General features: G+C 37.7%; 10 protein-coding genes. 5 read left to right on the forward strand and 5 right to left on the reverse strand.

The window, feature by feature from the left end; all coding sequences use genetic code 11:
• The first annotated feature begins 40 nt into the window (after positions 1 to 40).
• On the forward strand, positions 41 to 382 hold the full coding sequence (locus B4G94_RS00310; protein ID WP_286856461.1) for a hypothetical protein: 342 nt from the start codon (positions 41 to 43) through the stop codon (positions 380 to 382).
• A 237-nt stretch (positions 383 to 619) separates the two neighbouring features.
• Here the strand turns inward: B4G94_RS00310 and B4G94_RS00315 are convergent, their stop codons facing one another.
• Both B4G94_RS00315 and B4G94_RS00320 read right to left on the reverse strand, forming a co-directional pair.
• Positions 620 to 1,015 (reverse strand): (deoxy)nucleoside triphosphate pyrophosphohydrolase, encoded by a 396-nt coding sequence (locus B4G94_RS00315; protein ID WP_286856462.1) that lies wholly within the window; start codon positions 1,013 to 1,015, stop codon positions 620 to 622.
• Positions 1,016 to 1,180: 165 nt separating this feature from the next.
• Positions 1,181 to 1,444: a hypothetical protein gene (locus B4G94_RS00320; RefSeq protein ID WP_286856464.1), complete on the reverse strand. Its 264-nt coding sequence runs from the start codon at positions 1,442 to 1,444 to the stop codon at positions 1,181 to 1,183.
• 80 nt (positions 1,445 to 1,524) lie between these two features.
• On the opposite strand from B4G94_RS00320, the gene B4G94_RS00325 reads away from it, so the two are divergent.
• The 4 genes from B4G94_RS00325 to B4G94_RS00340 all read left to right on the forward strand — a co-directional run bounded on the left by B4G94_RS00325 (position 1,525) and on the right by B4G94_RS00340 (position 7,941).
• A complete protein-coding gene (locus B4G94_RS00325) occupies positions 1,525 to 3,246 on the forward strand; it encodes a hypothetical protein (protein ID WP_286856465.1) in 1,722 nt (573 codons plus the stop codon).
• 257 nt (positions 3,247 to 3,503) lie between these two features.
• A complete protein-coding gene (locus tag B4G94_RS00330; protein ID WP_286856467.1) occupies positions 3,504 to 5,603 on the forward strand; it encodes a glycosyl hydrolase family 28-related protein in 2,100 nt (699 codons plus the stop codon).
• A gap of 370 nt (positions 5,604 to 5,973) precedes the next feature.
• Positions 5,974 to 6,639 carry a hypothetical protein gene (locus B4G94_RS00335; protein ID WP_286856469.1) on the forward strand — a complete coding sequence of 222 codons (666 nt, stop codon included), beginning with the start codon at positions 5,974 to 5,976 and terminating at the stop codon, positions 6,637 to 6,639.
• Positions 6,640 to 6,774: 135 nt separating this feature from the next.
• Complete coding sequence (locus B4G94_RS00340) at positions 6,775 to 7,941, forward strand: cysteine desulfurase family protein (protein ID WP_286856471.1); 1,167 nt, start codon at positions 6,775 to 6,777, stop codon at positions 7,939 to 7,941.
• Between the two features lie 17 nt (positions 7,942 to 7,958).
• Here B4G94_RS00340 and B4G94_RS00345 read toward each other — a convergent pair whose 3' ends face one another.
• From B4G94_RS00345 to dndC, 3 genes are read right to left on the reverse strand one after another with little or no spacing between them, the layout of a single operon-like run.
• Positions 7,959 to 8,339: a DndE family protein gene (locus B4G94_RS00345; RefSeq protein ID WP_286856472.1), complete on the reverse strand. Its 381-nt coding sequence runs from the start codon at positions 8,337 to 8,339 to the stop codon at positions 7,959 to 7,961.
• Positions 8,332 to 10,407 carry an AAA family ATPase gene (locus tag B4G94_RS00350; RefSeq protein ID WP_286856473.1) on the reverse strand — a complete coding sequence of 692 codons (2,076 nt, stop codon included), beginning with the start codon at positions 10,405 to 10,407 and terminating at the stop codon, positions 8,332 to 8,334. The genes B4G94_RS00345 and B4G94_RS00350 overlap by 8 nt, the downstream gene beginning before the upstream one ends.
• Entirely contained in the window at positions 10,394 to 11,755 is a 1,362-nt protein-coding gene (dndC, locus tag B4G94_RS00355) for a DNA phosphorothioation system sulfurtransferase DndC (RefSeq protein ID WP_286856475.1), read from the reverse strand. Before dndC ends, B4G94_RS00350 begins: the two co-directional genes overlap by 14 nt.
• Positions 11,756 to 11,794: the final 39 nt, after the last annotated feature.

Below are 11,794 nucleotides of genomic sequence, written 5' to 3' on the forward strand. Positions count from 1 at the left end.
ATAAAGTATTTTAAGTTCACTCAATCAAAAGACCAGTTACATGGGCAATCATCTTAAAAAACTAAAAAATTATATGCTCAATGATTTTCAGAATATAGGTGGAACAGCCAATATGCCTTTATTGGATCAGGGATCACTGCGTTCCTATGACTGGTTTAATACTGATACGAATACACTTATGATCTGGGATGGATTTGCTTTTAGATCTGCAGTTCCTAATGCCTCATCTACCACAAAAGGAGTTGTAAGTCAAGCCGCAATTTCTCCTGATAGCGCAGGTAACCCATCGTCCGCATATACCCAGATGGAAATCCAGTCCATATTGTCTGAACTTCGGGATTTAAAGAACAAATTAAGAACAGCGGGGATTTTAGCAACATAATGACCTCTGTTTATTCGCTAAGAGTCTGGATGATGATTAAAGTTTTAGTGTTTTGATCAACATTTTCGATAAAATGCACAATAGCTGTTTCACATAACCTGCTTATCTTTATAGATAGAAAACCACGCGTTGGTTTCAAGGCTAATAGAATCGACCAAGTAGCCAAATTGCTTCCCTCTGCCGGTTCGAGGGAAGCTCTTTTTGTTTTAGGGCTTTTATGTACGCAGATAGCTGCTATTATTTAATTGATGTAGCGTAAGCGATATACTCGTTTACAATAGACAGGTCAGCTTCTGCCCAGTCGTAGCTTAGCAATTGATCTATTGCTACCCATATTTCCTGAGCATGCTCCAGCGCTTTTACCTCTCCAGATTGTAGGCTGCATACAAAAGGGTAGAGCTGCAGCGAAATGTCAGCATATTGATGCTCCACCATCATGAGCGTTTTGCGTATGGTGATATCAATATTGAGTTCTTCTTTGATCTCTCTGCGTAGGCAGTCTTCTTTAGATTCTCCGGTTTCGATCTTCCCACCCGGGAATTCCCATTTCAATGGCAGTTTCATCGAAGCAGATCGTTGGCAGATCAGTATTTTATTGGCGTGCTCTATAATCGCACAGGTTACTTGCAGCATAGTGGTTCAAAAGTAGTGAATTTTCATTGATGATATAGGTATCGCAAACTTCCGTTTGAAAGCAACCTACAAATAAACTCCAGCTGGTTCTCGCCAACATTTGAATTCTGTAAACTATGAATGCATTATTAGGTTAAGGAGAAAGTACTTGTTCACGACCGGCGCCTATTTATTCCTTCCCAAAATTAACTTTATTGAACTTAGGTAAGCCTCGTTTTTCGAGAAATCATTGTGGCTTTCATCTTGCAATGTGATAAATTGATCAGTAGCCTTTAGTAGTTTTGAGAGCTTAACAGAAGAACCATAATATACCGCTGTGTCCTTGTTGCCATGGAAAATAATCACAGGACATTTTACTTTCTTTAAGAAAGAGGCATTATCAAAACTATAGGGAATATTGGTGGTATCCATTTTCGGTATCTCCCACATACCGCTTACTTACTGCTTGTTTTCCTCAGAAAGCCTAGTCCACAGCCATACTTTTGCTATACACATAAAAACAAAAGAATATGGCAAATCAATTTTTAGTTAAGAACAGCATGGCAGAGATGAGAAATCTGTCGGCAGCTGAAATTGCTGGATTTCAAGGAACTACTCCAGCCTATTTGGGTATCGAATTGTTGGGATATTATCGCGTTGGCGATTTACCTAGCTCGGTATTTTATTATAAGAGCAATTCTTCGCGCATGGATAATGGGGGAGATATTATCCAAACCTCGGGATTGAAATTTGAATCAGTCTACAGATCTGAGGTTGATGTACGATACTTCGGTGCCAAAGGAGACGGGCAACAAGATGACACCCAATTTATACAAAATGCTATTGATACGGGACTGAATGTATACTATCCTACACCGCCTGTCGAGTATAAGATTACACAGTCATTGCGAAGCAAGACAAACCAAATTCACCGAGGCGATTACCAGCACAATCGAAACAGTTCGGCTGTTCAACAAGGACTGGTGGCTGCGATGGCGGATCCAGTTTTTATTTCGGGTAGTGGTACAACTACTGTCAATGGGAAAATTGAGTTTGCTTCGCCCCGTATCAGCTATGTCACACTTGATCGGATGGTAATCGTTAACAATGGTACTGGCGATGGCGTCCATATTTTAGCCAGTACCAATTTTCAGGCGATAGACTGTCGTCTGTGTTCTTCCTGGCCAAATGCGATCAGCATCTATCTTACTTACTCTTATAGAGCAGAAATAAGAGGCTGTTGGTTAGGTGCGGTAGGTACCAACTCTTATGCCTTGCTTGCCTTGGACAATATGAATGGTCTTCAAGTCCATGGCAATACGGTTTCCGCGGGAAGATATGGTACCGGTATTGCGGTAGGCCAAGCGCAAAATATATCTATTCAAGACAATATTCTTGAAATCAATGGTAAAGCGATCGTATTGGGTGGTACCGACAAGCCTAATGACGGTAGCATAAATGGCTATGTTGTATCTAATAACTATTCCGAAACGGCGAGCCTGCATCTTTCTCTAGGGGCTAAATTTGGCCTGGCTGCAGGCACTGTGGCCAATAACTTTATGACAACAGCATTCGAAGGTGCAATTCCTAGTTCTGAGCACGATAGTGTTATACTAATCGGCCGTGTACAGACGACAGAGATCAGAAACAATTACTTTAACCAGGGCTTTGTTCCGGTTATCAACTTTATGCTAAATAATGCGACCAGCGAAACCAAAGATAATATATCAGAATATGGCAATAAAATCGTTCGGGGAGCTTCCAATCCACTATATAAATTGACTGGGGACTTTGTATCCAATCAGGGATTGATTGCCGCTCTGGGCGGAAGGAATTTTTTCAGGTCTATTAAATCGCCTTTTGAAGGTAAAGGTGTCTATGGAAGCCTTGAAGAAAGAGAATATATCTCACCTGTTATCAAAGCGAATGAAGGTTTTTCAGTAGGTTCGTGGATCCAGGAATCTTTGTTGGAGTTTGGTGGCTTAATCTATGTCGTCCAAATTGTCGATAAGCAAGGAGATGTCTCAGGTGCGAAGTTAAAGATCGGGAATTCGGTCAATAACAATGCTTATGTTAATGATTTAGATTTAGGGACATTGGTGTATGTTAATGGATCAGCGACGGTTAAAGAGACCTATCAGAACGGTGGTACTATTAATCCGAATCTGTTAAACACGCTCATTGTTGAACCGTCAGTGCAGCCGAACGCTGCTGGGACTTTTAGGATTCGAATTTCGTATAGAGCGACATAGAACTAATGAGATGAGAGAAGTTTTAATTTTTCTGCTCCATTTTGTAAATAGGTTATCAGTAGCTTTCGGCATGGTGCTGAAAAATTGAGCCGACAAGCATAGCTTTAACAGCTGATGCGGCATCCTCCAGGGTGTCGCATTTTTTGTTTCATAAAGACTTTTCGGTATCTCCCACTTACCGCTTACATAACCTTTCTTTTACTCAGATAGCCACTACCACCACCGTACTTTTGCTATACATATAAAAACAAAAGAATATGGCAAATCAATTTTTAGTTAAGGAAACGATGGATGCAATGCGCAATCTATCAACAACGGAAATCGATGGATTGAAAGGAAGCAATCCAACTTATGCGGGTGTTCAGCTCTTAGGCTACTACGAAAAAGGGGATACCCCGACACCGATTATCTACCACTACATTGATCTACTAAATGAGCCGGATCCAGGTCCAGATGACGGTGGAAGTATCGTTGCAGTTGGAGGTTTAAAATTACTGCATTTATTTCAGGACGGGATTGACGTGCGGTATTATGGGGCGAAAGGGGACAATCTTACCGACGACACTGCTGCCTTTGTTAAAGCACTATCAAAAGCCAAAGGTCAGACTTATGTTAAAGTGTCACCGACGGGTAGCAAATATGTCGTTGGAGATATCACGCTACCACCAAACACAACCCTTCGGGGGACAGGTGCAAGCCCATGCGCTCAAGGTATCCAATATATTGTAGGGGCTCCGACCATAAACACGAATGCCTCAACTATTCGTGTCAAGAGCGGATCTTCAGGTTTTATATGTAGCAATAACAATGTAGCTCGAGAAGTCGGCGGATTGATCGAAAATATCGCGATAGAAGGAAATGCTACCGCCAATGCTTTCGGAATTAAGATAAATTCGACTTCATGGGGGCTACGTCAGATTGCGATAGTAGGATTCACAAATGGCTATGGAATTATCATGGGGAACTGTTGGCGGGAAAACTACTACGATCTAAAGATCAGGCGTTGTGGCATTGGACTATTTATGGATGGCGATATAGGACCCGTTAATGGGTGTAACTTCACCGGGTTGATGATAGAAAGCGTGCGGATCGGCATTTATCAGCGCCGTAGTATTGGAGGGTCGTCTTTCACTTCCAATACATTCGTCTCTCCAATTATCGAAGACTTGCGTGTCAAAATAGCGAATGAAGAATGGAATATCCCTACTGAAATTAGTGTTCCGCAGAACATCTTGGATAACCTTGAACTCGCTGATTCAACTACATTATGCGCGGGAATTTTGACTGAAGCAAACTGTAATTGGCTATTTGATAGTATCTATACAGAAGCGATAGACGGAGTTCATGTCTACGCTGGACTCAACTGTCTTTTTACCTTTGTTTCCGGTTATATGATTCAGGGACATACGACCGCCACCGCTGAAAAAAATTGGCGCGGATCAATTTTAAGTACTATCACGGGCGAGTTTAGATTAATTGGGACTAAAGTTACTTACAATGCCGATCATACTATTTTTTCAAAGCCACTATTTACTATACAACTTTCACGAGCCAACCTTTTTAAGGTTGATCTGGAAAAGATCGGTGACGATACCAATAGACCACTCTACCGAAATTCTTCGGTTTCTGTTGACTTCAATACTAATATCAATAGGTATAATAACAGTGCTCTTTATGAAATGGGAAATCGTAAAATACGCAATTACACAGCAGAAGAGGTTATTAAAAGCCCGTTTTATATTACTGACTACGCAGATGGGAATCTTCAGAGTAATGCGAATAATAGCATTGATATTTCTACATTGAAGACAGGTACCACGCGGTATAATTTAACAATAAATAGCAATAATAATTATATGCTTACAATCGACAATGCTAATAATAGCCGCGTCGTACCTGGACAAAGGATAGAAGTTCATGTCAATGCTGCTTTAAGTAATGGGGGAAGCTATTCTGTCATTGCCGGTACCAATGTGGTTTTGGATCAGGCTGATATCAGCAATATTTCCAGGAGTGGACGATTGAGATTAGACTTTTTAGTATTGGATGATCGCCGAATGGTACTGATTGGAGTTTATAGAGTAAAGCAATCTGCAGCGGTGTTTGATGTTGCGCAGGTAGATTCTACGCTGGTTGCGTCCGATGATATCGCAACGATTTCTACTGCAAATGCAATTGACCCAGCGAGTACACAGGTGCTTGTCAATGAACTAAAGGCAAAACTTAATCTGGCTATAGAGACTGTCAACGTGATGAAATCTAAGTATAATTTGATAGTTCCACTTGTAAATACACTAAAAGCGCAGCTTAACGCTAAGCTAGCCGTCGATCGTAAAAGCGGGTTACAGTCTTTTTGATCAAGTGAGATAATCTCATTCATTTTAATTTTGGAAGGTTCGGATTTGATCAATATTTTCTCGGAAATGATCAATAAATATTCCATCTGATATGTCTATTTTTACTTACAAAAGGTCTAATCGCTGATTTATAACTATAGCAAGTAACAATCAAAAAATAGTCCAATTGCCTCTCTTTGCGTTAAGGGGGGCTCTTTTGTCTTTAATCATTTCCTTTATTTTTTGAAGGATAACAATAGAAGAAGTATCTTTTCGAGGACTTCTTGCATAATGCTTACTTAATACTTCCTTTATTTAGGAGACTACAATTATATTCAGTTATGTTTTAAAATTTATATGTTTGAAAATTACTAACCAAAACTATATATAGATGGATATCACGACCCTTATTGAAACTATTTCCAAGCTTTCCGCATTAATTACCGTTATTTTGAGTGCAATTTTTTTTGAGCCTTTAAAATATTTTATTAGCAATTCCCGAGATAGAAAAACACGAAGACTTAATAATGTGAAAGAGTATAAAACCTTAACTGATGAACTTGATGTAGAGTTTAGAAATGGGTTTGTTGTAAATGATTTTAAAGAAAGGTATTTTTACCTCCAGACTGGGATAATTACTAATGAACAATCAATTTATCAATATCTCGAATTGAAGAAAAAATTAAAGAAAAATTTTACTTGGAAAAGTATAAAAAAAGCTTTGCCATACCTAAAATTTGAAAACGATGAAATCGTCGTTAAAATTAGTGGTTTTTTAAAAAAAATGGCTCAGATAATATTGATCGGTGCTTTGTTTATTATTTTTGTTGGGTTAGCAGTCCCAATTTATTTCTCCAATGATCTTCGCTTGTTTGAGTTAAAGGAAATTTTAGAGCTCGTATGTTTGACAACCATATCAATATTCAGTGGGATATATTTGTTGTATCTTATATCTCCATTGTGTATGGCAATAGCAATCGAAAAGGCATTATCTGAACATCAAAGTAAAAAAAATGAATCAAGAAAACCCAAATATTTGGATAGCAATAATCCCTGATAAAATGATTATAAAAGTTGATAAAAAGACTGAGAAGTTTCAAATTCGCGTGAAAAGTTTCAGTTTTGTGAACTTTTAAACTACATTTTGTAGTTTAACCCTTAACTTTGATTAATCTCAAAAGATTGATCAGACATGGACAACAGTGATATCATATATCTAGATTATGCTGCAACTACGCCAACAGACCCGAGGGTAGTAGAGACTATGTTGCCATACTTTACACAAAAGTTTGGTAATGCAGCTAGCCGTACACATTTTTATGGTCAGGAAGCATCAGATGCGGTTAAACACGCGAGACAACAGGTGGCTAATCTGATTCATGCAGAAAAGAGCGAGGACGTTATTTTTACCTCTGGGGCTACGGAGGCAATCAATTTAGCTATCATTGGACTGTTTGAAGCAAGTGGTCGTAAAGACTTCCACATGATAACTTGTAAAACAGAACATAAAGCTGTTCTAGATACATGTGCATATATTGAGTCTCAAGGCGCTGATGTTACTTATCTCGATGTTGATCAAAATGGTATAATTAGCCTTGAGCATCTCGAAAGTGCCTTCAAAGAAAATACAAAGCTTGTATCAATCATGTATGTTAATAATGAAACTGGTATTATCCAACCCATTCAGGACATTGCTAAGATTGCACATCAGCGTACTTCATATTTTATGACAGATGCAACTCAGGCTCTAGGTAAGATAACTGTTAATGTCCAAGAAATGGAGATCGATTTACTAGCTTGTTCTGCACATAAGATTTATGGGCCAAATGGGGTAGGCGCCTTATACATTAATAGATCTAAAATAAGCAAAAATAAGTTGATGCCTCATATGCACGGTGGCGGACATGAAGGAGGTTTTAGATCAGGGACATTAAATACACCAGGAATAATAGGTTTTGGCGCTGCATGCGAACTTGCTCAAAAAGAAGGAATGAAGGAACAGGCTGAATTAGCCAAAATAGAAGCAGCTATTATTGAGGGCTTATCGTCTATTGAAGATTTTCAGCTGAATACTCAAACAGAGTTCAAATTGCCAAACATCATTAGTTTCCACTTCGGAACTTTAGATGCAGAGGCTCTAATTATTGATCTTAAAAATGATCTAGCGGTGTCTAATGGCTCAGCATGTACTTCAAAAGATATCAAGCCTTCACATGTCCTAATGGCGATGAAAAATGATGTTAATTTAGCGTATGCTACGCTACGTCTTAGTATAGGGCGCTTCACGAAAATAGAAGATGTTCCTAAGATTGTATCTTCATTTCAATCTGCTGTAGAAGGACTAAAAGCATTTCAATAAAATAAAAATGGCAGCGACTAAATCGCTGCCATTCCTTCTTCAATACACTTTGTGAGAAAATCAAAGCCATCATTATTGGCATAGGGAGCCATAATTTCAAGCCCATGATCAATATGCATTTTTACATATCTTGGAAGATTACTATCAATCATTTTTATCCCATACATTTCACATAGCATTCCTAGATATATTTCTTGATAGTCGCCAAACAATACCTTAGCGGGATAAAGTTTTCCTTTGCTATCTAAAATATTATTTAAATCAAGACGTTCATTTTTAGATAACGAGTAGGCGAATGCTAAACGAGCAATCACATTTTCAGCACCCAGCCCCAATTTATTGGTTAGGTTTACGATAATTCCTTTGCTCTTTTCCGATGTCGTAACTGAATTAAACATGATCGTTAATATATAACTTATTTATAGTTTCAAAAAGTTGGTCATTGTCTATGTGGATAAATGTTGAAGCTGATTCCTCAGGCTTATGATAAATCAAATGCGCACTTTTTACATAAGGTTCCAACAAATCAAATTCTTTCTCAGACATTTCTTTCTGCAAAAGAGGCAACAATACAACCTGTTTAGATACAGTAGGGTAGAAGTAAGTAATGATATTCTTTGCATGTGTTGCATCCAACTTTTGCATTGGGCTATCTATAAATACAGGAAAATCAAAGCTAGCCTCTGTAACTAAAGCCTGTAAAATGGCAGTTGCGTATAGCTGCTTTTCACCCATAGATAGAGTCTCTTTATTAATGATATTTCCAGCCTTATTGACTAGTTCGATATCAATGATCTCGTTTTCTATCGTTATTTGAACGTCTTTTACAAAGCTTGTTTTGTGCATTAAGTTTGTCAAATTTTCCTTAATACTAGCCTCCAATGTGCTTCTTTTTTGCTCTTGGATCTTAAAAATAAATTGGTTCAACTCTGAGATAAGACGTTTTGCTATTTTATCTTTTTCTATTAGATCTTCTTGTAAATGAACCTTTTTCTGATTCTCTTGTTGTACTTTTTTCTTTGCATTCAGTTCATTTACTAAAGCCGAAAGTTGATTCTGAATAGAGCCAGACTCCTTATTGACATCCTGCAGACGTTGTTGTTTTTGGTCAAGAAGATCAACTTGTCGATTGATGATCGAATCATTTGTTTTCGATTCAGCGCGAGCTAATTTTGTCGTCACATCATTAAGCTCATAACGATTCCGTTTCATTTCATCAGTGACCCATCTAATGTCTTCCTGATACTTGTGATGAAGCTGTTCCTCAATGTGCTCTATAATCAAAATAGATTTTTCACTTAGACCAATTTTATTATCAGTGTCGTTAGAGTTACCTCCATTCGCTGAACTATCATATATCTCGAATAAGGAATGTAACAAAAGATCTAACTGCTGCTTACTAATAGAGTCTTTTACTAAAGAGGTTTTAGACTTTAGATCTTCTATGGATTTTAGTAATAGTTCTGAACTATTCCCTTTAAAATTAGACTTTTCATTATATACACGTTTAGCTAGTTGCATAAATAATTTACCTGCAATAGCGAAAGGAGCCAAATCTAAATTTTTCTTAAAGACTTCCTTTAGTTGTTCAGCACGCGCTAAGAGATCTTCTTTTTTATCGTTTAACCCCTTAAATTCTTTTAATGTAAGAACATTGCCCGATCTAATTAGAGACTCCTGAATATCTTTGATTTCTTTTTTTAATCCCCTAGCTTCCTCATCTACTAGTTTGTTCAAAGATTCTAAATCGCTTTTTCTGTTCTCAAGAGTTTTAATCTCTTCATCTAAGCCGAGAAACAATTTTTCTTGTTCTTCATTAGCTGATAAACGTCGATATTTTGTACGTTGATCATGAAGGCTAGTCCGAAGGTCTACATATTTTTTTATTCCAAGGACTTCAGAATATGCTCTAGCTAATTGACGTTTCTGATCTGTATTTTGTATTTCAGCCAATTCGGTTATTTTCTCAGCATCAAAAAAGAAAAACTTTGCTATTTCTTTCGGGAGTATAAAATCTTGAATAAATAATTCGTAGCCAACCTCCTGTACCAATTCATTAGGTTTTCCATCTAAGAGGATCTGTAGGGTATCCGATTTATCTCCACTATAGAATGTTCTCCGAATCGTTAGTTCCTCCGTTATAATGCCTGGAATATCAATTTTGGTGAATTTTATTTCCACATAATAATCTGTTTCCAGATCTAAATATGCTAGGCGGTTTAGACCATCTTCTAGATATTTAGGATAGCCGCCCACTTCCTTAATACGTTTTTTATAAGCTTCGTCAACCTCCTGCATCTGTGATCCAAATAGACACCAGACGAGCGAGGTTAAGAAAGTCGTTTTTCCAAAACCGTTAAAGCCCGAGACAATATGTATATTTCTCAAAGGATCCTCATCAAATGTAATTTGATTTTCTCCTTTATAGATACGGTAATTATATAAAGTGATCTTACTGATCTGCATTAGGATTGTATTGTTTGAAGTTTGTAAATGTAGGACGAGCAGCTTCTTGCAAGATATTTTCAATATCATTTTGAAGGCCCATTTTCTTTACCAAAAGCCCTTTCATTTTTTGAGCTTTTAACATCTGGTTAATTAAACGGACATCATCCTCATTTTTACCGCAAATTTCTTTTAGTAATTCTTTTTCGTGATTGGAGTCTAGTGTTTTTTGTCCAAACTCAACAGTTTCACCGTATACCTCTTTATAGGCATCGGTTACGGAATATTCATATATATAATCCCTATTCCATATTACTTGTATTGCAGCAAGCTCCTGTAAAGTGATTAATTGATTATCCTCATCTACTTCGGTAGCTACCTTTTGAGCTTCCAACACCATCTTTAATACATGGTAACGCCATTTCGGCCAATATGGGCCAATTCCTTCAGCTTTATTTCGACGAATTGGCATTCTAAACTCTTCCGCATCGTAATCAGCTCGTTCTCGATCGATGGTTTTGTATAGGAAATCACGAATATTAATCAAGGGTCGCATCCATTCTTCTCCATTATCTACAAGTGCTTCCATTGAGCGGTCACGTTTTACAACCGTACACACCCAGCATCCGAACCTTGAATTACCACAGCTTGGAGTAGAATTGTCCACTACAATAGGACAGTCGCCCCCACTACCATTACTATATAAAGTTTGGATTTCTAGGTTTTTATCCTCTGTCCATGGGTTTACTGTAAGTCGAAGATATTTCCAAACTTCATCCGTAGTCATGTCTTTAATAGGCGCATAGGCTTTCGCATTCGGAAGAGGATGGGAGCGAAGGCGCTCATCTTTCATCTCATGCTTCTTAATGGAGTTCGCGCGAGCAGCGCTTTCATCTGATCGTGTTCCGATCAGGATAATAGCCTCGCCGAAATTTGCGATCTTATCCTTTATGTATTGAGTGGTAGGGGATATTTTAAGTCTTTCCGTACACCATCTAAAGAAGTTATTAGGTGCAGGGTATCCTTTACCAATTAAATTTACCCAAAAGCTATTTTCAAGTTGAGGAGTGGTATGATCCACTTTAATAGGTAAGCCTTGTTCAATAGCTTTCTTTTGTATAATTCTCAAATGTCTATTAACAAATTGTAAGACACTCGGATTTTCGACAAGTGTATTATTACAGATTACGTAAATCTGTCTTGCCTTCCTTTCGATTTCATTTAACTGTGCAACAGCTTCCCATACGAGCATCAATAATGTAGTAGAGTCTTTCCCACCACTAAAAGCAACTATCCATGGACGACGATTGTCATCTTCCAGAAACTGCTCTTTTATTTCTTCAATAAGCTCTTTTTTGTTAAACGCCATAGACAAAGATAAACATAAAAGATACCATAAACTATACTA

Source organism: Sphingobacterium sp. UBA7625 (genome assembly GCF_002484085.1).
In the GTDB taxonomy this organism is placed as follows: domain Bacteria; phylum Bacteroidota; class Bacteroidia; order Sphingobacteriales; family Sphingobacteriaceae; genus Sphingobacterium; species Sphingobacterium athyrii.

Coding starts and splice junctions, on each gene's coding strand:
- B4G94_RS00315 (WP_286856462.1), bottom strand. CDS start 1,015: ATGCTGCAAGTAACCTGTGCGATTATAGAGCACGCCAATAAAATACTG.
- B4G94_RS00325 (WP_286856465.1), top strand. CDS start 1,525: ATGGCAAATCAATTTTTAGTTAAGAACAGCATGGCAGAGATGAGAAAT.
- B4G94_RS00330 (WP_286856467.1), top strand. CDS start 3,504: ATGGCAAATCAATTTTTAGTTAAGGAAACGATGGATGCAATGCGCAAT.
- B4G94_RS00345 (WP_286856472.1), bottom strand. CDS start 8,339: ATGTTTAATTCAGTTACGACATCGGAAAAGAGCAAAGGAATTATCGTA.
- B4G94_RS00340 (WP_286856471.1), top strand. CDS start 6,775: ATGGACAACAGTGATATCATATATCTAGATTATGCTGCAACTACGCCA.
- B4G94_RS00350 (WP_286856473.1), bottom strand. CDS start 10,407: ATGCAGATCAGTAAGATCACTTTATATAATTACCGTATCTATAAAGGA.
- B4G94_RS00320 (WP_286856464.1), bottom strand. CDS start 1,444: ATGTGGGAGATACCGAAAATGGATACCACCAATATTCCCTATAGTTTT.
- dndC (WP_286856475.1), bottom strand. CDS start 11,755: ATGGCGTTTAACAAAAAAGAGCTTATTGAAGAAATAAAAGAGCAGTTT.
- B4G94_RS00335 (WP_286856469.1), top strand. CDS start 5,974: ATGGATATCACGACCCTTATTGAAACTATTTCCAAGCTTTCCGCATTA.
- B4G94_RS00310 (WP_286856461.1), top strand. CDS start 41: ATGGGCAATCATCTTAAAAAACTAAAAAATTATATGCTCAATGATTTT.